Source organism: Azospirillum soli, assembly GCF_017876165.1.
GTDB lineage: Bacteria > Pseudomonadota > Alphaproteobacteria > Azospirillales > Azospirillaceae > Azospirillum > Azospirillum soli.
Map to the genome: position 1 here is coordinate 1 of NZ_JAGINQ010000018.1, position 23,849 is coordinate 23,849.

The window sequence follows — 23,849 nt, forward strand, 5'->3', positions numbered from 1 at the left end:
CGAGCGGCGCGCCGACATCTTCTCCGCCTTCCATCACATCGCCGCCAGCCTCATCTGCTGGCGCTTCGTCCAGAAATGGTTTTGTTAGGCGCTCTGAGCCAATCAGTCGCGCCACGGCGCCCAGGGCCCGGTGACCGCTGGCATCAGGGCGAGGTCTTCAGCAAGGTCAACGGCGTCCAGCATTATCTCTGGCGCGCTGTCGACCGGGACAGCGTGGTGCTCGACATTCTGGTGCAGAGCCGGCGCAACACCAAGGCGACCAAGCGCTTCTTTACAAAGCCGCTGAAGGGCTTGCACCTCGTGCTGTGTATCGTTGTAACCGACAAGTTGAGGTCCTGGGAAGCCGCATTCCGCAAGACCGGCCTGACGGGGCGTCATAGGCAAGCGCTGCGCAAGAACAACCGGCCGAGGTCTCGCATCAGCCGATTTGCCGGCGCGAACGAAAAATGCACCGCTTCAAATCGCTGGGGTTCGCCCAGCGCTTCGTCTCCATGCATGCCGCCACTTACAACACCTTTAATCTCCAGCGCCATGTGATCTCCCGCCACCGCCTGCGCATCTTCCGGGCACAGACTGTAGCGGAATAGCAGGCTGCGACGGCGGTACGAACCAGTCGGAACCACGAGCTTTCAACGGGTTGATTCCGTTCGCGTGACGATGCCCCCGTACCGCTTCGGTCACGGGTATTTGACGGCGTCGGCAGGGAGGCGAGTGGCATAGCGTCCACCATCACGTTCCCATGCCACACGATGCACCAGGGGGCGTTCCGGCCAGGATCTCGGGCGGTTGAGGCTAGCGCGCCACTGCGTCGCTTGGCCGTTCCAATGCGGCTTCGGCGCGTACTCGGCCAAATGCCAGAGCCCGCGCATGGACTGGTGCAACAGCGCGTCGGGATCCGGCCGGGCATAGCCGTCCCTACTCCGGCCAAGGATGGTCGCGACCTTTCCCCCGTCCACTTTCAGGCCGGCGGCCTCGGCCTCCGCGATCATCCACTCCAGCGGAAACTTCGACAGGCCGCTCTCGGCTTCGGGGTAGCCGCCGCCGACGTCGCAATGGACGCCCGGAAACCACACTTGCTTTATGTCGTTGCGGTGTTTGTTCGCGTCAGGGGGCAGGCGCCACAGGTGGGTGCGATAGAACGCGCGCCGCTCGTCGATGGCGACCGCGTGCCGGCCGATGGCGATGTCCGAGTTGTACGTTGTGTAAGGCAGGCTTACGGGACTGGTGAACCATCCAACGGAACTGACCGTGTCCCATACCCCAACGAAGTGCGGCTTGCAGACGCGCGAGAAGGTCACCTTGAAGTCGGCGGCGAGTCTGAAGTATTCGTCGATACGCGGGTCGTCCGCATCCCCGGGCCGCCGCTTCCTGCGCAGCCGGTTGATGGCCCACATCATGCGGACGGCGTAGGGGACGAGAGGCGCGTTGCCCTTCGGGATCAGGCCGTACATGTAGAGGAGCGCGGCGACCGCCCGGACCGTGTAGGCGCCTCGGCTGAAGCCGAACAGGAACAGTTTGTCTCCGTCCTCGAACGTGTCGGCAATGAAGGTGTAGGCGTCCCGGACGTCCCGATCCAGACCGTATCCGAAGGCCAACCCCGCCGTCCGCGTGAGAAGGGCGCCGGTCCTCGTCAGGGCGCCGGGCGGTTCCATCGTGCCGACGCCGGGGTGGTAATGCACCGCCTGCTCGATCGGGTTCTTGACCAGAGTGAAGAAAAGCTTTGCGACGTTGGTGCGGTTCGTCGCGAATTCATTTGCGGTTCCGTCGCAACAGACGACCACGTTCTTTGCCATGGACGCCTTCCCCTATTCCAGGTTGATCCGGACTCCGGCCTCGCCCGGCGCCGGCACCTTACAGCGGCCCTCGGGGAACATCGCAGGCACTCCGGGCAGATCGTAGGTCAGCCAGACCGTGTAGTCGTGCTCGGCCGGGGGGCGGGCCGCCAACAGCATCTCCAGCGTTTCCCTGTGCGGGTTGGGGAATTTCCCCCGGTCACCGGAAACGACATAGTGGTCCGCCGTCACTTGGCGGAAGAAGCCCACCGCGACGGTGTTGCGGCTGCCATGATGCGGCAGCTTCAGCAGATCGACGTGTATGGTGTCCTTCTCGTCCAGCAGGTTCGCACTTCTCAAGCCTTCCAGGACGTCGTCGCCTCGCGCGTCGCCGGTCAGCAGCATGGTCTTGCCGTCCTTGCGGGCAAGCACCACGATGCTCGACAGGTTGTAAGGCGACTGGTCGGAGTAGGCGGCGGTGGCCGCCTCGCTCTCGGCGCCGGGTGTTCCCTTCGACTTGCGCTTGTCCAGATCCTTGCGCCATTTCTCCCGTAGCGTCTCCAGCCGTTTGCGCGAGGGCGCCAGGACTTGGAGATCGACACCGCCGACCGTCGTTTCCGCCCCGGCCAGGATGGGTTCAACGGGCTCGCTCATCCCGTCCCCTTCATTGACGGGAATCCCCAGTTTCCGCGCGGCGGCGCGGAGCCGTTCCCCCTGCCGGAAGCTCGCCAGGACGCGTTCACGGGCGCTCTCGTGATCGGGGGTCGAGCTGGCGCCGATCGACGCGAGCACGCCGGCCGTTCCGCCGGACGGCGGGGCGAGCCCGATCAGCTCGTCGATCGCGTTGTGCCAGAGACGATCGATGCGGTACTTCGGCGGCCTTTTACCAAGATCGCTTTCCATCGCGTCCGTCAGGTCGAGAATGCCGGCGATGTGGTCGTCGTCGATGTGCGACACCACGACCAGAGGCAGACGGATCGCCTCGCCGGGCTTGGGCTTGCCCAGCCTCGGCTTCAAAACCTCGGCCCAAGTGTCGGCGGGGCCGCCGTCGATCAGCACCATGGTGCCGGGATCGCCGCCCTCCCCCGCCAGCAGAAGCAGGCAATCCCCATGCTTGGCTTGCAGAGCCTCCAAAGCGAACATCGCGTGCGTCCTTTCTTCGGTTCCGTTCAGGATGGGGCGAAAAGGTCCTTGGCCGCCTGACGCTTGCGGTCGAGCTTGCGATCGCTGCGCCCGCTCGGCTTGATGGATGAGCGGCCTATCTCTTCGGCGGTCTGGGCCGGCGTCAACCACGGCAGGGAGTACACCGCCGCTGGCACCTCCTGACGGAAGCGCTCCAGATCGTCCTCGCCATGGAAGAGCAGCATCAGCGTCCACGCCTCGTCGAGGAGTTCGACCACCTTGGCGAGCCCGCGCGCCAGCGTCGTCGCGGTCAGCTCGTCCATGTTCTGAAGCGGGTCGTCGAGGACCAGCAGGTGCAGCGGGTTGCCGATCCGCGGCGCGCACAGCAGGAAAAGCGCCACCGTGAACAGGTTCAATTCCGCCGTGTTCAGGCGCAGGTCGGCGCGCGCCGCCCCGCCATGGCACATGCCCAGGCTCTCACGGCCATTGCCGTCCACAAGGCGGGTCAGCTCAAAATCGTCGTAGGCCCAGCGGGCCGGGGTGAATAGGGCGATCAGTTCGTTCAGCGCGTCGATCAGGCCCGGATCGGCCGGCGCGGCACCCGGTGCCGGGAAGAAGCGGTCGAGCAGCGAACGGCTCATCGCGTCCTCCGCGCCGCGCAAGGCCACCAGGGCCTCCCGCAACCGCCGGAGCGCGGCGAGCCGCGCCGCCGAGCGCGGCGCCACACCGTCGCGCAACACGATCGACGCCACGGCGCCACGCAGTGCATCGACACGCCGATGCAGCGCTTCGGCCCACCCCTCGTCCCCGACGACGGCGTCGCCAATGCGCAAGGCCTTGTCCTGCCGGATCGCCTCCTGGATGGTCCGGCCGAGCCCCTTAGACAGGCTTTCCTGACCATGGAACAGCCACGGCGTCACCGCATCCAGACTTTCCACCTGCGCCGCCGAAAGGGCCGGCCGGGATGCCGGAGCCGCCGACTCCAGGCCATCGCCCGACCGGCCGCGTCGGGTGGTGCCCTGAAGGCGCTCCTCCTCCTCGGCTGACCATCGGGCGAGTTGCTCCTCCAACTCGTCCGCGATGGCCGCCGGCAGCCCCAGGATGCGGAAGAGCCCGCGCTTGCCTTCCTTGCCGCGCTTCCACTTCGCCTCCTCCGCCCCGCGCAGGCTACGGAGGACAGCCCGCTGGCGGCGGGCAAGGTCGGCCAGCGCCGCCGCCTCCAGCCAGTCGTTGAGCGCCTGGACGGCGTCACTCGACGGCGCCTCGCCCCGTGGCTGCCAGCGTCGCAGCGACTCCTGCGACAGCGCGTCCGACGCGGTGCCCAGATGGCCGAGCAGGTCCGGGGCGCGGGTCGCCAGCCGGTCGAGCGCGTCGTCCAGAACATTCAGATGCTTTTCGACCTCCGTCAGCGGCAGCGCGGCGCCCCCGACGAGATCCAGGATCGCCCCGACCTCCGGAGCGAGCGGCAGAAGGACGCGCAGCACATCCACCGATAGGAGCAGCAGGTCGCGCGCCACCGCCTCCGTCATGCGAAGCTCGGGGGCATCCACCCAGGCGGTGCGGTCCAGCAGCGCGTCCGTCGCCGGCACATCGTCCATCGCGGGAAGGTCGCCCCACGTTCCGTCCGGAAAGGCCGCCAGCGCCGTCGCCACGGCGTCCTTGGCGAGCCGGTGCGCATCGCGGGCGCCCATCTCGTCGGGAAAGAAGGCTTCCAGCAGGCACAGCGCGCGGTCCGTGTCGCTGGTACCGGACAGGCGGTCCATCGCCCCCTGGTCCAGGCGGAAGGAGGCGGCGTTGACCGGCGCGCCGGGCAGCGGTTCGGGCGGCTTTCCCGACCGGGTCGAATAGGTCCAGGCCCACGGCTCCCGGAACGTGATGACCGCTGGAGACGTGGCGGGTCCGCCGGGCGGATGGTATTCGACGATGTCTCTGACAGCTTCGCCGGCCAGCCGGTCCGCTCGGCCGGTCATCGCGAATTCGATGGCTTCGACGAGGGACGATTTTCCGGAGCCGTTGCGGCCGTGCACGAGGTGCATGCGCGCGTTGGCGTCCAGCTCCAGATCCCGCCGGCCCGGCAGACGCCAGTTTTCGAGCGAGAGGCCGGTGAAGGCCCGCCGTTTCACGCGCCGCACGGCAGGTCGTCCCGCGCCTTCGAACCATGCGCGCGTCGCGGTCAGTAGCCAGCAGAAGGCCCGGCGCAGCCGGCGGCCATCGTCGGCCGAGGCGGCTTCGCCGAACTCCAGCAGGTTGACCCCGATGCCGTGCAGCAGGGCGACGCGACGCGCGATGTCCCCCAGGATGCCGCCGAGCGCCGCGCGCCACGGGTCGTCGTCCGGCGGGATCACCAGAACCAGCTCGACGGTCAGGGGCAACGGCCGTTCGGGCCGTGTCCTGGCCTGAGGCTCCTTGCCCTCCGGGCGCCATTCCGTCAGCATCAGGTGGCGCAGGTAGGCCGCCTGTTCGACCAGCCGGCGCACCGTGTCCGGCTTTGACCGGGCCTCCCGCCCCACCACATGGACCAACCCCACCGTGCCGAGCCGGGGGTCAAGGACCAGCAGATGCGGCGCCACATCGAAATGCCCGGCCCCGACCAGAGTCGTTTCGCGCAACGACGCGGGTTCCGCGGTTTTCAGCAGCGTGCCCGCATCGGGCGCCGGGACGACGCCGAACCGGGCTTCCAGCTCGGCTTGGAGGCGCGACAGCAGGCCGTCGGGCGTGTTTCGCTTGGTCATGCGGCGTCCTCGAAGAAATGGCCGAGCGGCTTTCCGTCGTCCCCGGCGGGCGGTTCCGTCGCGTCGTGCGGCAGGGAAGCCCAGCGCCACAGAACGGCGGCGGACGGCGTGCGCTGGTCCGCCGGCGTCCAGGGCAGTTCCTGCATCAGCAGGTTCCAGAACACGCGGTGCCGGTACAGCCCCTCCACCGGCACCGGCCGGGCGGCGCGGCCGAAGCCTTCGAACCCGATGGTCAGGCACAGCGGCGCCGGCTTGCCCTCGCCGGGCGACAGTGCGACCGAGGGCAGCACGCAGGCCGTGGGCTCCAGCCGGGGCGACGGGTTGGACCAGGGCTCGGGATCGCTCCACGCCTGGGGGGCTTTGGCGAAGGCCGCCGCCATGCGCCGCAATGCCACCTCCACCACCACGCCCCACGCGGTCCAGCCGTAATTCTCCCCGGCCGGGTAGTACCAGGGCTTGCTGCGCAGATCGCCCAGCCCCGCGTTCGGTCCGCCCCGCCGCAAGACCAGATCGGCGAGCGCCAGTTCGCGCAGCAGGTGGGGATGGAAATGCTCGGTCCAGGCCGTCACGCGCTCGCAGGTGCGGTGACGGCGGTCGTTGTCCGGGCTGTCGTCGGCGGCGCCGGTGAACCAGCCCCTCGCCGCGCCGCACTCCTGGTCGCGGATGCGTTCGAAGTTGCGCAGCACCGTTTCCACTTCCGACTGCCGGGGCGGCTTGTTCAGGACGAGCGTGGCGATGCCTCGCAGATCGGCGTGCAGCGCCTGCGCCTGCCGCTTGCGGTAGACGCGGTGGAACACCCAGGCCATCAACTCGTCCAGCTGCGGAAAGCCGCGCTGGGCGTCGCTGCGCAGGAGAAATTCCACGTAGTTCGGGTGGCGGGTCAGCGCCGGGTTGGACGCGCCCACCGCCCGGCTGGCGGCGCGCAGGACCTCCAGCGCATGGAACTCGCCGCTCTCGCGCAGGCCGAAGAAGAAGGCCGGGGCGGCGGTGCGCGGGTCCACGCCTGCGTCCGGCAAGGCAGGCAGGGCGGCGGTCGATGTCGTCACCGGCGCGGCGAAACGCCGACCGCGCTCGGCCATCTCCTCGTACACCGTGCGCAACGTGTCGTGCAGCACGGGATCGGCCGTCGAATAGCCGCAGAACACGATGGTGCGCGTGCGTAACAGCGTGTGCAGCAGGTCACGCGACCAGGAATCCTCGCGCCAGTTCTGCACCTCGCGGAAGGTGAAGACCAGGGAGGGCAGCACCGCGCGCAACTCCTCCGGTCCGGCGTGGCGCGAGCGGCGATAGGTGTCGGCGCAGCCGTGGATCTTGACGATGGTCGCCGTTTGCTGCCCCCCGCGCCCGGACGGCCGCGCGCAGGCCCGGTTGCGCCCGTAGTAGAATTGCGCGGCGTTGGTAACGCGCGCGTAGTCGGGGTGGCGCGTCGGCGGCAGGTCGTCCTCGTCCGGGTGGGCCTTGTCCCGCCGCAGGAAGCCGGACAGCCGGTAAGCCCCCTCGACCAGCAGGTCGAAGTTCGTCGTCACCAGCATCGGGCACAGCCCCTCCCGCGCCAGCCGGGCCAGCGCGTGATGCCGGCGCAGCAACCGGTTGCCAAAGCTCTTCGCCACCCCCTCCGCCGCTGGCAGGTCGGGGTCGCCAGCCATGATCTCCTCGTCCAGGAAACCCTGGGTGTCGAGGAACAGCGCCTTGCCACGCTCGGCTGGTTCCAGCCCGTGCAGCCCCTCCACCCGGATTTCGGGAAGAGCGACCTCGTCGGACGGATTGAGGTCCTTCAGCCAGTCGTTTTCCGCCCTGTTGATGTCCTCGATGATCCGGCGGTTGGCGTTGGGCGTCACCCCCTCCCCCGCCAGAAAACCGACGATCTCGCCGAAGGCGCTGCACGTCCAGTCGTTGATCAGGTAGTAGTTGGTCCCCTGGGTCAGCGCCTTCAGCACCTCGATGTAGCGGGCTTCCTTGAACCAGTCCGTGCCCTTGGCGGCGTTCTTGTCCTTGAGCCCGAAGGTGCGGATGAGGCCCTTGTACAGCTCCTCCATCCCCTCCCGGACGCGGTCAGCGTCGCGCAGCAGGACGCCGCGTTTGGCCAGCACCCCGTGCATGCCGAGAAAGCGCGCGAGCAGCCGGCTGACCATCCGCCACCCGCTGTTGCCCTCGCTGTCGAGCGAGAAGCCCGCTCCCACGAAAAACACCACGTCGCCGGCCAGCAGCCGGTCGGACAGGTCTTCCAGGCGTTCGAAGCCGTCCGTGCTCATGCGACCGGCGGCGCCTCGTCGCCACTCAGGAGGTCCGGAAGCGCTTCGGTCAGCTTCGCGATGGCGTCGGCCTGCGTCTCGCGCATCCACGCTACCCACAGGGGGTTGGGCTCGGCGCCGGGGTAACGGCGGCGCAGATGCTGGAGCAGTTCTGGAAGCATATTTGGATGGAGATCGCAAAAATCTCCTTCAACAAAAGCGCGACTGATCAATGTAGAGTTTGGCTGTAGCAATGCTTGCTGAGAAATACGGTTGTCAAGCGCGAGAAGAAAAATAAGTTCAAGCACATCCGTGTCAGAAATAAAAATTTCTTCTTGGCTACCAACATACCTATAAATGAGACCATTTTCAGGGATAGCCCCTTCAGAGTCATCCAAAAACACTCCTTCCATAGCGTCATACACGAGAGTCCCATTTTTTGGCAAAAATCTAGGGTGAAAAGAAGAGGGGAATTTCCTCAATTTTCCTGGCGAGCTGACGAATCCTACATCGATGCGCTTAGCGGTTTTTGATCCGCGATACAATGCATCAAAAATTTTCTTGCGATCTGCACTTCCAAAAATTCTCCCAGAAATTGCCATTTGAACTTTTTTATCACGAAACAATTTGCAACTCTCAAATAGCTCCACAAGCGTTCCGCGGCAGAAGGAAAAAAAAGGCGGATTAATTGCATCTGAATACCACTCAAGATGCGCAGTTAGCACACCATAAAAATCATTCTCATTATAAAAAATGGCGTGCTTCCCACATGACTCAACAGAAAAATAAAGCTTATCGCTGCCAGCACCTTCTTCAGCAAACATTATTCTAGAAGCCAGTCCTATGTACGCGTTATATCCGGCACCAGGTATTGCGAGATAAAATTCCCCATCTACTATGGAAGAATCTCGCACAAAATCTTTAGAAAGAGTATATATTTGACGCATTAGTTTTTCCGAAGACGGTCCGCCGCCGTCGTTCGGCGGCGGCGCATATAGTCTTTCTAAATAAATACCCAATTTATTCTTGGAATTAGACATCTCGGTTAGCAATGAAATGATGCCTCCAGCATGGTCGCTATGCCATTCAGTCAAAATCACCGCATCAATTATGACTGCCGTAAGATCGTATTCTCTCCAAAGCTGAATCAAGCGCGGCCGCAGTGCCTTTTCCCATGTTGATGCCGGCCCACCATCAACAATGACAAAGTGTGGCTCAGAAACCGTGCCCAAATGCACGAGAATGCACTGCCCAGTGCCGGCGCGCAGGTACTCGACGCGGAAAATCGGATCAGACGGATTGGAGGGCGCGGAGGACATCGACGAGACCATGGCCTTGGAAGTAGCGTTCACGACCGAGGTCGGTCGCGGTGGTGCAGAGGATCTGCTTGATGCGGCGGGGCTCGCCGATCAGTTCGTTGTTGCGCGCCATCAAAAGCGCGGCGGCGCCGCTGACGTGGGGAGCGGCCATGCTAGTGCCGTCCATGCGGGCGTAGCCGTCGTCGGGCACCGGCGCGTCGATCTTCTCGCCGGGCGCGACGAGGTCGGGCTTGACCCGGCCGTCGCCGGTCGGCCCGCGTGAGGAGAAATAGCTGACGCCGTAGGAATGGGGCTCGTAGCGATGGGTGGAGCCGACGGTGATGACCGAATCGGCGTTGCCGGGATCGGTGATGCTGATGGCGCAATAGCCTTCGTAATTGGCATCCTCGCGCACCGTGCGGAAGCGGTTGTAGCCGTTGTTGCCGGCGGCGGCCACGACCACCACGCCGGCCGCCACCAGACGCTCCGCCTCGTCGCACACCGGCGTGCGGCCGCAGGCGAAGTTGGCGACGTCGTGCTTCAGCGACAGGCTGATGTTCGCGCCGTGCACCACCATGTAGTCACGGTGCGAGTTGAGGTGCCGCAGGAACTGCAGCGCCGACATGATGGTGAACTCGTCGCTGCTGCCGTCGGCGCGGCAGACGCGCAGGTCGATCAGCCGGATGTCCGGACAGATGCCGCGCACCGCCGTCTCCGCCCCGCCGCCCGCCGGCTTCTTCCAGTTGGCGCCGAGGATGCCCGCCACATGGGTACCGTGCGGGTTGCGCGGTGGCTGGTAGCTCTCGTCGTGCGGGACGCACAGGATCGGCCGCAGCACCTCCCAATCGATGTCGCGTCCCTGGCGCATGCGCCGCTGCAGTTCGCTCAAATGCTCCTTGCGCGTGCGCAGCAGCGTCGCCGCAGTTCCATCCAGACCGAATTCCGCGACGATCGCGTCCACTTTGCCGGGGCGGGCGGCGGCGGACAGCAGGTCGCGAATTCGGGTGAAATCGTAGGTTTCCACGACGCGCGACGCATCGAGCATCGCCGTCTTGCGCTCATCGGCGTCAGGAATCGCGGCAATCCGCGCCTCCTCGGCGGCCGAGTTCCCTCGGAAAGCTTGGTGCAGCGCATCAATGCCGGAATCGATGACGGCCCAAGTGATGTCGGAACAGCGGATTTCGAACAGCAGACGTGCCGCATCCGCCTTGATGGTCAAGGCCGAGCGGTGCACGGCCATGGCCGCCGGGCGGTCCAGGTTGATCGAGTAGACCTGCCGGTCGGCCTTCTCCAGTTTCGGAGGAAGCCGGTTGCGGAACACCCGCTCCCACCCCGTGGCGATGGCCTTGCTCAGCGCGTTCAGAAAGTCGGCGTCCGCGCCCGCGTTGCCCTCGCGCCGCGCCTTGTAGGCGTCGCTGAGCGAACTGTCCGTCCCGTCTGCCGAGCGCGCATAGGCGAGCAAGCCCACGACCCGGACCAGCGTCAGCACCTCCGGGCTGTAGTATTTCAGCCGGCGCCCCTCGTTCAGCGCCTCCAGATCCTCGCGCAGGTGCGCCGTGTCCGGCACGGCCTTTTCACCAGCTGGCGCTTTGCCGTCCGACGCGGCGATGGCGTCGGCCCACCACGCCGTGCGCGGCAGGACATATTTGACCACCTGCGCGAAGGTCAACCGTGCCGCCACCGAAGATTGATTGTAGGTCAGTTCAGCCTTCTCGGCGCCCTTGGCGTGCAGCGCCTTGCGAAGTCCATTGGCCACGGTACCAGGGCGGACTTGGAACAGCGGTTCCAGCAGCAGGCTCTGGGCCTCGTCGGGCTTCTCCGCGAAGGCGATCCACACATCCGGCCGTACCGGGTCATCCTGAAGAAAGCGGCGGGATGCATTCCAACCGTAAATCACGTCCTCAACGAACAAGCGGTCAAGCTTCATAATTCGCCCTTCATGAGCAAACTGCCCCGAGGGCTAATATTGGCCCAACTCCCCTCACTTCTTCAAAGGATTTTGAGTGCCGCCGCGGCGAGCAAATACATACTGGAGTATGATGGTTCCTGATGAACGCCCATGCGGCGTTCCTCTTCCATATCATGAAAATTTACGGCGCGCAGGGAGCGCGTGGGGTGGCGCTCGTCCCGGCGGACCGCCACCGTGTCTGCGACAATGCCCGGGGAAGTCCTCGAGGGGGTGAGGCGCAAAAGCGTGCTCCCCGCCGCATGAGTGCATCCGGTCAAGGTCCCGTCTGCCGCTTCGGCGACGGCGAGCCCGGTGAACAGCGCGTTCAGCAGTCCTTGCGAGGACAGGGAATCCATGCCCAGCGCCGTATCCCCGGCAGTGAACCAACCGGGGCCGTCAAGGTCACGCCGGGAGTAGGACTCGACCGGTTCCGGCCCGCCCCAAATAGAGCGGCTACCGTAGCAGGGCGCATGCCCCTGCGCCTGGATCGCACGTCCTCCAGCCTGTGTGGCGGCGAACGCTTCGGATCATGGTCGTTTCCAAAATCGCCCGCTGCCACTGCTGCAGGAAGCCCAACTGCGTGTCGGTCAGCGACACGTTCTGCCGCGCCGTCTTGGCCGCCGGGATCGCTATGGCGTCGCGGCACAGCCACGGCCAGGGCACCGGCGAGCAAGCGTCGCGGTTGGGGCTGCTGTTGTCCGACAGCTTCGCCAGCCATTCCGGCGTGGTGTCGTTGATGAACTGGCCGCCCCAGCCGAAGGCTGCTGCGACCCCGGCGTTTACCCACTGATTTGCTGCGGTGGGCCAAGGCCTAGGGCTCCACCCTCGCAGAGGCGCGCGAGGATCTGCCCACGGCATTCTGGCAGGACGGCTCCGAGGCCCGGTGCAACGAGTTGAAAGGGCAGCGCAACCGCGCGGCGGTGGCGGCGCCGGTCTCCGGGCTGGTTCTGAAGGCGCCCGCCACCGGCGGTGCGGGATTGGCGGGACCGGCCGTCGTCGAGATCGGCAGCGCCGTCGCCAACAGCCAGATCCTGCTGACGGTCGCCGACCTGGAGACCCTGGCCGTGTCCGCCCACATGGACGAGATGGACGTGAACCGCATCCGCCTCGACCAACCGGTGAAGGTCGGCGGGGACGCCTTCCCCGATGGGCCGGCGCGCGGGCGGATCGCCGGGGTGGCGCATCAGACTACGGCGGGGATGAAGGACCCGGCATGAGGCGCGCATGGTCTTCGAGGTTGGACGTGGCGCCGCCGCCAAGGGGTCATGACGGATAGGCGCGGCCCCGCCACAGCGCCGGCCGGCCACGGCTGGCGTGTAGCAGGGCCGTCCACTGGATCGCCAGCAGGATCACCACTCCCACCGGGTGCAGCAGGGCGCCGGCCATGGACTGCCGGAAGCGCACCGCCAGTATCAGCCGCAGGCCCAGCCCCGCCGCCACGGCCCCCGCCGACGCCAGCACCGCCCAACCGGGAACCGGCGTGACGAGCGCCGCGCCCAGCAGCAGCCACGGCAGCGCGTGCCCGCCGAACAGCAGCAGCGTCCACAGCGGCAGGGCGGCGGGCGTCGCCATGCCCTCCGTGGCGTTCTTGCCGAAGCCGGCCCAGACCTCGTTCCAGCCCCGGTACATCCGGCAGGCGGCGAGGTCCGTCGCGTCGAACAGGTCGGTCATGAGGCCGGTGCGCCGGAACGCGCGCGACAGGGTCAGCCCGTCGTGCAGCGAGGCGCGGATGGAGGCGTGGCCGCCGGCGCGGCGGTAGGCGTCCCGCCGCACGGCGATGAGCTGGCCGCAGGCGGCGGCGAAAGCCGGGGCGCGGGTCCAGCGCATCGCCGCCATCGGCAGATAGCCCAGCAGCAGCATATGGATCAGCGGAATGACCAGCCGCTCGGACAGGGTGCCGGTCTCCTGGCGCGGGAATCCGCTGACCAGGCCGGCGTCGCGGGCCAGCAGAAAGCCGGCGATCCGCCCCGCCGCGTCGGGCGACAGCCGCACGTCGGCGTCCTGAAACAGCAGCATGGGATGGCGCGCGCGCGTGGACAGGACGTGACAGGCGTGCTGTTTGCCGGACCAGCCCGGCGGGAGGGGCGGCGCCCGCTCCAGCCGGACGCGCGGGTCGCGGCGCGCGATGGCTTCCACGACCGTGGCCGTGGCATCGGTGGAGTGATCGTCGAGGACGACGACCTCCAGCGCCACGTCGCGGCTGGCGAGGACCGCCTCGACCGCCGCGCCGATGGTCGCCTCCTCGTTGCGGGCGGGGATCAGCACGGACACCGCGACGCCCGGCGGCGGGGCGTCGCGCGGCGAGTGATAGAAGAACAGGTTGACGAAGACCAGAACGAGCGGCAGCAGCGCCAGGATCAGCGACGCCACCGCCAGCGCGATCCAGGCCGTGCCGCTCATGCGTCGGGCGCCCCATGCCCGGCGTGGAACGGCCGCCCCTCCAACCACGCCCGGCCGCGCCGCCACAGGTCGTAGACGCCGCCCACCCCGACGCGGCCGTCGAGCAGGCGCACGAAACGGGCCGGGTCGCGGCTGACCGCGTCGGCGGCCAGCGCGTCCATGGTGTTCTGAAGGGCCTCCACGAGATGCCCGGTGATCTCCGCCGCCTCCATCCCGGCGAAGGCGGCGGCGTCGAGCGGGGCGCCGAACCGGGCCAGGGCTTCCGGCGTGCGCTCGTCCCAGAACGGGTATTCCAGGGCCAGCGGCACGACCACCGCCTCCGGCGCCCGGCGCACCAGATGCGCCACCCCCGGCCGCAGCCGCACCGGCCGGGCGCGCGGGTCGGTGAAGGCGCCCTCGGCGGTGATCCACAGCATGGCCGCCGGGTCGCGCAGGATGGCCAGCCCCGTGCGCAGGAAGGTGGCGGCGCCGCCGACCGTGCCCGGTTCGATCCCGAACAGCCCGATGCGGCCAAGGAACGGGTAGCGGCGCAGCATCGCCGCGTCAATCGGGCCATAGCCGGGGCGGCCGGCATAGCGCGTCGTGCCGAAGACAATCAGGAAGGCCGGGTCCCACCAGGACGGATGGTTCAGGCAGACGATCACCGGCCGGTCCGGCGGCAGCTCCGGCCAGCCGGGGCGCGCCAGCCGGATGGCGTGAAAGTTCCGCCGCATGGCCCGCGCCATCACGCCGCCAAAGAAGCGGACCAGCGGGGCGGAGCGCGCGGGCACCATCAGGCCGCCTCCGGCCGTTCCCCGCGCCGGACGTCCCGATCGAGCGCGTCGGCCGCGATCCAGCCGGACATCAGCACCATGGGCATGCCGGGGCCGGGATGCGCGGCGCCGCCGGCCAGATACAGCCCCTCCACCTCGCGCGAGCGGTTGCCCGGCTTGAACGCGCCGAGGAACCGCCCGTGGCTGGCCAGCCCGTAGATGGCGCCGTCCAGCACCCGGTAGCGCTCGTGGATGTCCTGCGGGGTGAGGGTGCGCTCCACCCGGATGCGGTCTTCCAGCCCAGTCAGGCCGGCGGTGCGCGCCAGCTTGTCGAACACCACCCGGCGGTAGGCCGGCAGCATCCGCGACCAGTCGTGGTGGGGCCGCAGGTAGGGGGTGTGGACCAGCACGTACAGCGCCTCGCCGCCGTCTGGGGCGACGCCGGGCTCGGTGCGGGCGGGCGCGGCGATGTAGCAGGTCGGGTCCGGCGCCGGCTCGCCACGGCGGTAGATCCAGTCGAACTCCTCCTCCGGATCGCGGGAGAAGACGAAGTCATGGTGCAGCAGATGGTCGTAGCCACGGTCAAGCCCGAGGTAGAAGACCACCCCGGAGCAGGCCGGCTCGTGCCGCCGCCGCTTCAGGAAGCGCGCGCCTTCCTGGCCGCCGACCAGCTCGCGGTAGGTGCGCACGGCGTCCATGTTGGACACCACGGCGGTCACGGGGATGCGCTCCCCCGCCTCGGTCTCGACCGCGCCGACGCGGCCCTGCTCCACGACGATGCGCGCGACACCGGTGCCGCTCCGGACCTCGACGCCCAGGTCGCGGGCGAGGCGTTCCAGCGCGTCGGGCACCGCGCGCGTGCCGCCCATCGGGTACCATACGCCCTCGCTGGTCTGCATGTGGGCGATGGCGCACAGCACCGCCGGCGACTCGTAGGGAGAGGACCCCACATACTGCGTGAAGTGGTCGAGCATCTGCGCCACCCGCGCGTCGGGCACATGGCTGCGGATCGTGCCCGCCACCGTGGCCCCCATGCGCAGCGCCAGCACGTCGGACAGCGTGCCGGCGCTGAAATTGCGGCGCACGTCGATGGTGTCCTTCAGGTCCTCCACCGGCTTCCAGAAGAAGAAGCGTTCGGAGATGCCGTGCAGCCGCTCCGACCGCGCCAGGAAGCGGCGGTAGCCGTCGCCCACCCCCTGGCCCGGTGCGAAGTTGTCGAGCGCGTCGGCCATGGCGCCCACGTCCTCGCCCAGGTCCAGCACGGCGCCGCCCTCGAAGAAGCAGCGCCATTGCGGGTCGAGGCGCACCAGCGGCACCTCGCGGTCCAGGTTGCGCCCGGCTTCGGCGAAGATGCGGCGCAGCACGCGCGGCACGGTGAGGATCGTCGGCCCCATGTCGAAGCGGAAGCCGTCCTCCTCCAGTACCGCCGCCTTGCCACCGAGCCAGGGGTTCTTCTCCAGCAGCACCACGCGATGACCGCGCGCCGCCAGCACCACCGCCGACGCCAGCCCGCCCAGGCCCCCGCCAATCACCGCGATCCGCCCTTCGCTGATCTGGCCGTCGTTGATCTGGCCGTCGCTCATGTCACCTCCCCTAGCAGCGCCTTGCCCATTACCCCCGTGCGGCCGGCGTTCAGTTCGCGCCAGGGCACCGACAACCCCAAATCCTCGGCCAGCAGCCGCGCGGTGATGCGGGCGCCCTCGAAGATCACCGGCAGGCCGCTGCCTGGATGGGTGCCGCCGCCCACGAGATAGACGCCGTTCAGATCCTCGAACCGGTTGCGCGGCCGGCGGTGCAGCATCTGGTCGAGGCTGTGGGCGAGGTTGAAGGTGGCGCCGCGGTGGAGCGCGAAGTCGTGCTCCCAGTCGGCGGGGGTCACCATCTTCTCGACGCGGATCCGGCTTTCGATGTCCCGGATGCCCAGATCCTCCAGGCGCTTCAGCACCAGCGCGCGGTAGCGGTGCCTCTCCACGGCCCAATCGACGTGGCCGCGTTGGTGCCCCACCGGCACCAGGACGTAGAGCGTGCTGCACCCCGGCGGGGCCTGCCCCGGATCGGTGACGCAGGCGTTCTGCACGTAGAGCGACGGCCTGCGCGGCAGCTCCCGGCACGCCTCGATCTCCGCGAGGTTCCGGGCGTAATCCTCGGCCAGATAGATCGTGTGGTGGTCCAGCCCCTCCACCCGCCCCTCGATGCCCAAATAGAGCATGAAGGTGGAGCAGGAGAATTTCTTGCGCGCGATGGAGGCGTCCGACCAGCGGCGGCGCAGGTCGTCCGGCACCAGCGTGGCCATGGCCTTGGCGAAGTCGGCGTTGATGACCAGCCCGTCCAGCGGGTATTCCCCCGCATCGGTCCGCACCGCCGTCGCGCGGCGGCCCTGGAAGCGGATGTGGCGCACCGTCTCGCCCAGGCGGATGTCGACGCCCAGCGACCGGGCGACGCGCGCCATGGCCTCCATCACCGCGCCGCAGCCGCCGCGCGGGTGGAAGACGCCGTGCTCGTGCTCCAGGAAGGACAGGATGGTGAACAGGCTGGGGCAGCGGAACGGCGACATGCCCAGATACTTGCTCTGGAACGAGAAGGCCAGCCGCACGCGGGGATCGCGGAAATAGCGCGCCAGATCGGCGTCCACCGACCGGTGCGGGTTCAGCCGCCGCAACGCCTTCAGGACCGGCAAGCCGAGCAGAGACCGCAGCCCGTCGAACGGCGTCTCCAGCACCGGGCGGAAGGCGTCGAGCTTGGCGCGGTTGTCGGCCAGGAAACGCGGCAGCGCCACCGCGTCGGCGGGCGCGAGGCGGGCGATCTCCGCCGCGAGCCGCTCCGCGCCGGCGTGCATGCGCAGCTCGCCACCGCCCTCGAACCGCAGGCGGTAAAGCGGGTCGAGGCGGATCAGCTCCACCTCCTCGGCCAGACGGCGCCCGCAGGCCTGGAAGATTTCGTCGAGGATGCGCGGGTAGAGGAAGAAGGTCGGCCCGGTGTCGAAGCGGAAGCCGTCCATCTCCAGCGCCGCCGTGCGCCCGCCGACGCGGTCGCGACGCTCCAGAACCGTGACCTGCGCCCCCGTCAGCGCCAGCAGCATGGCCGCCGCCAACCCGCCGGGTCCTGCCCCGATGATGACCAGACGCCGATGCATGCCCTTGCTGCCGTCCCCAATAGCGCACAGCTTCCTTGTGCCGAAACGGAAATGGGCCGACGATGAACGGCGACAACGCTCACTATACTGAAGGCATCGCTTCAGATCCGGTGCCACCCGGGATGCGTATTGAGCAGATTGCCTGGGCGGCGGTTCCGGTCCCGGAACGGCTGCGCGCCATCCGCGCGCTGCGTCACCGCATGGCGGCGGAAGCGGGCGCGCTGGTGGACAGTCTCGCCTCCCGCCCCGGCCGCACGCCCGCCGAAAGCCTCGCGGCGGAGGTGATCCCGCTGGCTGAGGCCTGCCGGTTCCTGGAAAGGGAGGCGGCGCGGCTGCTGGCACCCCGGCGCCTGGGTGCCCGCGGCCGGCCGGCTTGGCTGTTCGGTGTGCGCGCGGAGGTGCGGCGCGATCCGTTCGGGATCGTGCTGGTCATCGCGCCGTCCAACTATCCGTTGCTGCTGCCCGGCGTGCAGCTGGTGCAGGCGCTGGCGGCCGGCAACGCCGTGCTGGTCAAGCCGGCGCCGGGTTGCGCGGCGCCGATGAACCTGCTGGCGCGCTGGCTGGTGGAGGCGGGTGTGCCGGACGGGCTGGTCCGCGTGCTGGGCGAGAGCGTGGAGGACGCGGAGGCGGCGCTGGCGGCCGACGTGGACAAGGTGGTGCTGACCGGCTCCGCCGCGACCGGCCGCCGGGTGATGGCGACGCTCGCCGGGCGGCTGGTGCCCGCGACCATGGAACTGTCCGGCAACGACGCGGTGTTCGTGCTGCCGGGCGCCGACCTGGGGTTGGTCGCCCGCGCGCTGGCCTTCGGGCTGCGCTTCAACGGCTCGGCCACCTGCATCGCGCCGCGTCGGGTGTTCGTGCCCCATGGCGACGCGGCGGCCCTGGAATCCGCGCTGATGGCGCGCCTTTCGGCGATCCCGCCGGTCCCCGTGCCCGCGGCGGTGCGGCGCCAGACCATCCGGCTGGTGACGGAGGCGGTCGCCGCCGGCGCCCGCCCGGTCGGCCCCCTGCCCGACCCGTCCTCGCCGGCCATGGCGCCGCTGGCGGTGGCGGACGCCCGTCCGGGCATGGCTCTGCTGGAGGAGGACGTGTTCGCCCCCGTGCTGGCGCTGGTGCCGGTCGCGGACATGGAGGAGGCGCTGAGCCTGTCGGCGCGCAGCCCCTACGCGCTGGGCGCCTCGGTGTTCGGGCCGGAGGCCGGGGCCAGCGCTCTGGCGGACCGGATCGACGTGGGCAGCGTCACCGTCAACGATCTGATCGTGCCGACCGGCGACCCGCGCCTGCCCTTCGGCGGGCGTCGGCGCAGCGGCTGGGGCGTGACGCGGGGGGCCGAGGGGCTGCTGGAGATGACGCAGGTGAAGACGGTCAGCGTCCGCAACGGACGGACCCACCCGCATTTCGCCCCTTTCCGGCCCGAAGACGAAGAGCTGCTGCTGGCCGCGTTCCGGGCCATGCACGGTGACGGGCGGACGCGGCTCGCGGCGGTGCCGGGTTTGCTGCGGGCGCTGCGCGCCCGGCTTCAGTGCTCGACCAGATAGCGCAAGCCCAGCACCGTGCGCGTCACCGGCTCGGCCACGGCCAGCGCGGCGTCGCCGTAGCGCGGCGGGCCGAAGCGCATCGGCGCGTCGTTGCTGAAGCCGATTCCCTCCACGGGCAGGCCGAGGAAGTTGCGGTCGATGTTCAGATTCTGGTTTTCGTCGTGGAACGCCTGCACAGCGTAGGTGCCCGGCGGCACGTTGTGCACGGTCACGGTGACGCTGCCGGGCCGGGCGGCCTCCGCCGCGGTGTAGGGGCAGCCGGCGCGCAGGAAGGTCTCGGGTGTGCACACCGCGACCAGCACCTTTCCACGGGCGTTCGCGACGTTGTTGACGGTGACTGACAGGTCGGCGGCCTGGGCCTGGGTTTGGACATGGGCACCGGCGCCGATCAGGACCAGCGCGAGCCCCGCTACCCACCCTCGGCGGCGGCTGTGGCGACACGGCCCAGTTCCGCCTCCATCGCCCCCAGCCAGGCGCGCAGGCGCGCCGCGTTGGTCCCGAGGTCGGAGTGGCCGTACAGCGACCGGCTGTAGAGCGCGACCGTCGAGCGGTCCGGCCCCAGCGCGATCGGCCGTATGGTCACAAGGTCCGGAAAGCGCAGCCATGGCGTTCGCACCTCTGCATCGATTTGGGGCACATCGATTTTGGCCATATCGTTCTGGCCATCCCGTCCGGCGAGCCGGCGAGCCCCCTCGCGCTCCAGAAGCCGTTTCCAGGCCGCCACCTGCGCCTCGACGGCCACCGGGAAGACTGGGCTCTCGCCAGCCGCCTCGCGGCACAGATCCGGCGGGCAGACCAAATGATGGTTCGGCCGGTCGGGCGGGATCAGCGTCTCGAAGGCGACCGGCCGGCGGTCGCCGGGGCCGAACAGCGTCTCCCACACCCCGTCGCGCCCAACCGCCAGCGCCAGCCCGGCATAAGCCAGCAGCGGGACAAGCAGCACCACCAAGAGGACGCGCAGCAGAATTCGAACGGCTTTCATGGCCGGTAACATAGATGCCGAATCCGCCACGGCGATCCGCGATACCCGAACGCCCCATCATCTCGGTACCTGACAGAGCCCTACGCTGCACTGCGCTGGGGTTTCCGCCCAAATGATTCCGATATGATTCCGGGGGCGGTCTGGAGAGGGCTGATCCGGGCATGAGAAAGCCCTTGAAGGATATTTCCTTTCAAGGGCTTAAATTGATTGCGCGGGCGCGCTACAACCGACACTTGACGCTGCCGTCGGCGCCAGTGTGACTCAAGCCAAACGGCCTTCGGCAAACCCGGCGCGCTTCAGTTTACACGTTCGGCGTCACTTTCCCTTCGCCTTGAGCGCCCGGTCGAGGTGGGGATAGACGCGGCGCGCATTGCCCTCGTAGATCTTGAACCGATCCTCGGCGGAGAGGTTCAGCGTCGCTTCGATGTAGCGGCGGGTATCGTCGTAATGGTGCCCCGTCTCCGGATCGATGCCGCGCACGGCGCCGATCATCTCGGACGCGAACAGGATGTTGTCCACCGGGATGACCTTAGTCAGCAGGTCGATGCCCGGCTGGTGATAGACGCAGGTGTCGAAGAAGATGTTGTTCAGCAGATGCTCGCGCAGATGCGGCTTCTTCAGTTCCTGCGCAAGGCCGCGGAACCGGCCCCAATGGTAGGGCACCGCACCACCGCCATGGGGAATGACGAACTTCAGCGTGGGGAAGTCCTTGAACAGGTCCGAGGTCAGGCACTGCATGAAGGCCGTGGTGTCGGCGTTCAGATAGTGGGCGCCGGTGGTGTGGAAGCAGGCGTTGCACGAGGTCGAGACGTGGATCATCGCCGGCAGTTCGTACTCCACCATGGCCTCGTAGATCGGGTACCAGTGCCGGTCGGAGAGCGGCGGCGAGGTCCAGTGGCCACCCGACGGATCCGGGTTGAGGTTGATGGCGACGAAGCCGTACTCCTTCACGCACTTCTCGATCTCGGGAAGGCAAGTCTTCGGATCGACGCCCGGCGACTGCGGCAGCATGGCCGCGCCGATGAAGTTGTCGGGAAAGAGCTGCGACACGCGATGGCACAACTCGTTGCAGATGGCGGCCCAGGTGGATGAGGTCTGGAAATCGCCGATGTGGTGCGCCATGAAACTCGCGCGCGGCGAGAACACCGTCAGGTCCGAACCGCGCTCGCGCATCTTGGCAAGCTGGTTGGTCTCGATGCTCTCCATGAGCGCGGCGTCGCTGATCTGAAGGTCGGAGACCTTCGGCGCCTGCGAGGGATCGGTGAGGCCGGCGATCTGCCGGGCGCGCCACTCCTCCAGAGCCTTGGGGGCGGTGGTGTAATGACCGTGAATGTCGATGATCATGGGGTGTGTCCTATCGCTCCGAAGCCCGTGCGTTTACTTTTTCGTGTCCCAGGCGAGATTGCCCATGCCCTGCTTGCCCGCGACCGAATAGAGGGCGTTCGGTGCGTTTCGGGTGGCCTGGAACTGTTCCAGCGTCTCGCCGCGCATGGCGGCGTAGATGTGCAGGTTGGAGACGCCGACGACCGCGCCCAGCTTCTCCAGCATGAAGAAGATGACGCCGTAGCGGATCATGGCGTCCCAGTCGCGGCGGCGGACCATGTCCTTCTCCTCCTCGGTCAGGCCGGCGGCGGCGAAGGCGGCTTCCGGTTCTTCAAGGAAGCGTCGGCGATGCTCCGGGTCGATCATCCGGTGCAGGAACTTGTTGAGGCGGTAGGCCTTGACGCTGACGGCGTGGGTGAAGGGATGGATGCCTTCGATCGTCTCGGCACCGGCGAGCTGGTGGCCGATCCGCGCCCGCTGCTCCGCCTCCTTGTCCTTGGGCAGCGTTCGGTCGCGGTTCTCATAGACCACGGTGGCGATGCCGGTCATCGACGGCAGGTAGTAGGACTGGTGCACCTTGGTGATGTTGGCCGACAGGGCGCCGCGCATGATCAGCCACATGATGACTTCCGCCCCCTCGACGCCGCCAAGCTCGGCGTAGTCGGCGATGGTCAGGCGGGTCAGCGCCTCCGGATCGTTCTCGAAGAGGTCGAGAAACTGGTGGTCCCACTCCGTGTTGTTGAAGCCGGCGCGCGCGCCGTGCACCTGATGCGACAGTCCGCCGGTGGCGACGATGGCGACCTTCAGGTCCTCTGGGTAGGACTCGATGGCACGGCGCAACGCGCGGCCCAGCTTGTAGCAGCGCGCCGCCGAAGGAATCGGGAATTGCAGGACGCCGACGGCCAGCGGCACGATCGGCGCGGGCCAGTCGTCGCCCTTGCGGTCGCACAGCACCGACAGCGGCGACAGGCAACCGTGGTCGAGGCGCTTGTCCTGGAAGAAGGACATATCGAACTCGTCGGCCACCAGCGAGGCGCCGATGTGGTGGGCCAGCGCGGCGTGTCCCTTCACCGGCGGCAGATCCCGCTCCCCGCCGCCTTCGTCGGCGACGCCGTACTGCGTGTCAATGCCCAGCGTGAAGGCCGAATAATGGTCGAAGAAGAACGAGGTCACATGGTCGTTGAAGATCATGAACAGGGCATCGGGCTTCTTCTCCGCCAGCCAGCGGCGGGCCGGCTCGAAGCCCTCGAAGATTGGGGCCCAGACGGGATCGTTGCGCTTGTCGCCGTCGACGGCGAAGCCAATGGTCGGGGTGTGGGAACAGGCGATGCCGCCGATGATCCGTGCCATGAGGTTCCTCCTCGTTCTTTTCTTGCTGTGATGTCGAAGGCGGCTGTTCAGCCGCCGGCCGTCAGCCCGGTCACCGTGCGCCGGCGGGGAGCGGCGCTGCGATGCGCGTCGCCGCCACCCCGGCCAGCGCGGTCAGCGCGGCGCTGAGCACGAGCGGCGGCAGGGCGCCGCTCCAGGAATTTCCGGCCGCCGCGACCGCCGCGGCGATCAGCGGCGGACCAATGAACTGGCCGGTGGCGGAGCCCTGCATGAGGATGCCGTTGGCCGCCCCCATGTGCCCCGGCGACGGCGCGTGGGCGGGCGCACCGGCGAACAGGCTGGACGGAATGGCCCCGGCGGTGAGGGAGAAAACGAGGCAGAGCGCGTAACGGGCGGCGTCGGGCAGCCCGTCGCTGAAGATGCCCCAGGCGGCCAGCGCCATGCAGACGGAACCGGCGGCGATGGTCCGCGCCGCCGGCACGCCGCGCCGCTGAAGCCACCCGCTCACGATGTTGCCGGGCACGTTGCAAGCCACGACCAGCGCGGTCAGCAGCGCCGCCGCCGTGCGGTCGGCGCCGAGGTCGCTGGCGAGAAAGGTCGGCAACCACACCATGAGGGAAACCCATTGAAAGGCGTAGGCACCGAAGGCCAGCCCGAGAAGCAGCAGTCCCGTCCGCGCCAGCGTGTCGGCGATGACGCGCAACGGTGTCCCCGACGGGCGTTGCGGCAAGACGACCCGCGCGACCGCCCGGTCCACCACGGCCACCGCCACCAGCGCAAGGGCGGCGATGCCCAGCCACAGGCCGCGCCAACCGGCAGCGGCCAGGACCGGCGGCGCCACGACGAGCGCCAGGGCCATGCCGGCCGGGGTGAAGACGCTCCAAAGGCTGAGCGCGAAGGGCCGGTCACGCTCGGCGGTCGCGGCCAGCACGATGGCCGGCAGGGCGACGACGACGGCGATGAAACCCACACCCTCGATGAAGCGGCTGAACAGCAGACCGGGCAGCCCCTGGCTCGCCGCGCCGATGCCGCCGCCGACGGCCAGACACAGGAAACCGGCAAGAATCAGGCGGCGGCGCCCCAACTGGTCCGCCGTGGCCCCGACCGCGAGGGCGAACAGCATGCCCAGAACGTTCAGGGTGGACACGACGAAGCCGGCATCGACCATGCCCAGCCCCAGATCGTCGCGGATCATCGGCAGGGCCGGCGGCACCTTGCCCAGATGCAGGGCCGTGACAATGCCGCCGGCCACGGCCGTCAGCACCACAGGCCACTGGGTCCTTGCGGAA

Annotated in this window: 20 protein-coding genes and 1 pseudogene; 5 read left to right on the top strand and 16 right to left on the bottom strand. The window is 68.2% G+C overall.

Annotation, left to right across the window (positions count from 1 at the left end):
* Window positions 1–88: pseudogene (locus J2852_RS23155) on the top strand (IS5/IS1182 family transposase); the annotation flags it as partial.
* Window positions 76–537, top strand: a complete 462-nt coding sequence (locus tag J2852_RS31680) for a DDE-type integrase/transposase/recombinase (protein ID WP_246499937.1) — start codon at window positions 76–78, stop codon at window positions 535–537. The pseudogene J2852_RS23155 and the gene J2852_RS31680, both read left to right, overlap by 13 nt.
* Window positions 538–677: 140 nt before the next feature.
* Here the strand turns inward: J2852_RS31680 and J2852_RS23160 are convergent, their stop codons facing one another.
* The 7 genes from J2852_RS23160 to J2852_RS23190 form a co-directional block, all read right to left on the bottom strand.
* The gene (locus J2852_RS23160) at window positions 678–1,793 is read right to left on the bottom strand and encodes a DUF2235 domain-containing protein (RefSeq protein WP_209880320.1); all 1,116 of its coding nucleotides are present in this window, start codon (window positions 1,791–1,793) and stop codon (window positions 678–680) included.
* Window positions 1,794–1,805: 12 nt separating this feature from the next.
* Window positions 1,806–2,915: a ComEC/Rec2 family competence protein gene (locus J2852_RS23165; RefSeq protein WP_209880322.1), complete on the bottom strand. Its 1,110-nt coding sequence runs from the start codon at window positions 2,913–2,915 to the stop codon at window positions 1,806–1,808.
* Window positions 2,916–2,941: 26 nt separating this feature from the next.
* The gene (locus J2852_RS23170; protein WP_209880324.1) at window positions 2,942–5,626 is read right to left on the bottom strand and encodes an ATP-binding protein; all 2,685 of its coding nucleotides are present in this window, start codon (window positions 5,624–5,626) and stop codon (window positions 2,942–2,944) included.
* Entirely contained in the window at window positions 5,623–7,878 is a 2,256-nt protein-coding gene (locus J2852_RS23175) for an SIR2 family protein (RefSeq protein WP_209880325.1), read from the bottom strand. The genes J2852_RS23170 and J2852_RS23175 overlap by 4 nt, the downstream gene beginning before the upstream one ends.
* Entirely contained in the window at window positions 7,875–9,176 is a 1,302-nt protein-coding gene (locus tag J2852_RS23180) for a ComEC/Rec2 family competence protein (protein ID WP_209880327.1), read from the bottom strand. The genes J2852_RS23175 and J2852_RS23180 overlap by 4 nt, the downstream gene beginning before the upstream one ends.
* On the bottom strand, window positions 9,148–11,082 hold the full coding sequence (locus J2852_RS23185) for a S8 family serine peptidase (RefSeq protein WP_209880329.1): 1,935 nt from the start codon (window positions 11,080–11,082) through the stop codon (window positions 9,148–9,150). Before J2852_RS23185 ends, J2852_RS23180 begins: the two co-directional genes overlap by 29 nt.
* A gap of 62 nt (window positions 11,083–11,144) precedes the next feature.
* Window positions 11,145–11,459 (bottom strand): hypothetical protein, encoded by a 315-nt coding sequence (locus J2852_RS23190; protein ID WP_209880331.1) that lies wholly within the window; start codon window positions 11,457–11,459, stop codon window positions 11,145–11,147.
* Between the two features lie 173 nt (window positions 11,460–11,632).
* Here J2852_RS23190 and J2852_RS23195 point away from each other — a divergent pair, with 173 nt between their 5' ends.
* Together J2852_RS23195 and J2852_RS23200 are read left to right on the top strand one after the other, a co-directional pair.
* Complete coding sequence (locus J2852_RS23195; RefSeq protein WP_209880334.1) at window positions 11,633–11,893, top strand: hypothetical protein; 261 nt, start codon at window positions 11,633–11,635, stop codon at window positions 11,891–11,893.
* A 103-nt stretch (window positions 11,894–11,996) separates the two neighbouring features.
* Window positions 11,997–12,320: an efflux RND transporter periplasmic adaptor subunit gene (locus tag J2852_RS23200; RefSeq protein ID WP_209880336.1), complete on the top strand. Its 324-nt coding sequence runs from the start codon at window positions 11,997–11,999 to the stop codon at window positions 12,318–12,320.
* A 46-nt stretch (window positions 12,321–12,366) separates the two neighbouring features.
* On the opposite strand, the gene J2852_RS23205 is transcribed toward J2852_RS23200, so the two are convergent.
* From J2852_RS23205 to crtI, 4 genes are read right to left on the bottom strand one after another with little or no spacing between them, the layout of a single operon-like run.
* Window positions 12,367–13,503 carry a glycosyltransferase family 2 protein gene (locus J2852_RS23205; RefSeq protein ID WP_209880337.1) on the bottom strand — a complete coding sequence of 379 codons (1,137 nt, stop codon included), beginning with the start codon at window positions 13,501–13,503 and terminating at the stop codon, window positions 12,367–12,369.
* The gene (locus J2852_RS23210; protein WP_209880338.1) at window positions 13,500–14,276 is read right to left on the bottom strand and encodes a lysophospholipid acyltransferase family protein; all 777 of its coding nucleotides are present in this window, start codon (window positions 14,274–14,276) and stop codon (window positions 13,500–13,502) included. The genes J2852_RS23205 and J2852_RS23210 overlap by 4 nt, the downstream gene beginning before the upstream one ends.
* Window positions 14,276–15,838 carry a phytoene desaturase family protein gene (locus tag J2852_RS23215; protein WP_209880339.1) on the bottom strand — a complete coding sequence of 521 codons (1,563 nt, stop codon included), beginning with the start codon at window positions 15,836–15,838 and terminating at the stop codon, window positions 14,276–14,278. The genes J2852_RS23210 and J2852_RS23215 overlap by 1 nt, the downstream gene beginning before the upstream one ends.
* A complete protein-coding gene (crtI, locus tag J2852_RS23220) occupies window positions 15,835–17,388 on the bottom strand; it encodes a phytoene desaturase family protein (protein ID WP_209880340.1) in 1,554 nt (517 codons plus the stop codon). The genes J2852_RS23215 and crtI overlap by 4 nt, the downstream gene beginning before the upstream one ends.
* Before the next feature lie 122 nt (window positions 17,389–17,510).
* On the opposite strand from crtI, the gene J2852_RS23225 reads away from it, so the two are divergent.
* Window positions 17,511–18,926 carry an aldehyde dehydrogenase family protein gene (locus J2852_RS23225; RefSeq protein WP_209880341.1) on the top strand — a complete coding sequence of 472 codons (1,416 nt, stop codon included), beginning with the start codon at window positions 17,511–17,513 and terminating at the stop codon, window positions 18,924–18,926.
* Here J2852_RS23225 and J2852_RS23230 read toward each other — a convergent pair.
* From J2852_RS23230 to J2852_RS23250, 5 genes are all read right to left on the bottom strand, one after another.
* Window positions 18,908–19,399 (bottom strand): DUF2141 domain-containing protein, encoded by a 492-nt coding sequence (locus J2852_RS23230; RefSeq protein WP_246499938.1) that lies wholly within the window; start codon window positions 19,397–19,399, stop codon window positions 18,908–18,910. The two genes, J2852_RS23225 and J2852_RS23230, sit on opposite strands and share 19 nt — an antisense overlap.
* Complete coding sequence (locus tag J2852_RS23235) at window positions 19,336–19,908, bottom strand: DUF1499 domain-containing protein (RefSeq protein WP_209880342.1); 573 nt, start codon at window positions 19,906–19,908, stop codon at window positions 19,336–19,338. The genes J2852_RS23230 and J2852_RS23235 overlap by 64 nt, the downstream gene beginning before the upstream one ends.
* A 315-nt stretch (window positions 19,909–20,223) precedes the next feature.
* Entirely contained in the window at window positions 20,224–21,252 is a 1,029-nt protein-coding gene (locus J2852_RS23240) for an amidohydrolase family protein (protein WP_209880344.1), read from the bottom strand.
* Between the two features lie 33 nt (window positions 21,253–21,285).
* Complete coding sequence (locus J2852_RS23245; protein WP_209880345.1) at window positions 21,286–22,581, bottom strand: gallate dioxygenase; 1,296 nt, start codon at window positions 22,579–22,581, stop codon at window positions 21,286–21,288.
* Window positions 22,582–22,651: 70 nt separating this feature from the next.
* Window positions 22,652–23,824, bottom strand: coding sequence for an MFS transporter (locus tag J2852_RS23250; protein WP_209880347.1), 1,173 nt, complete (start codon window positions 23,822–23,824; stop codon window positions 22,652–22,654).
* Window positions 23,825–23,849 lie beyond the last annotated feature (25 nt).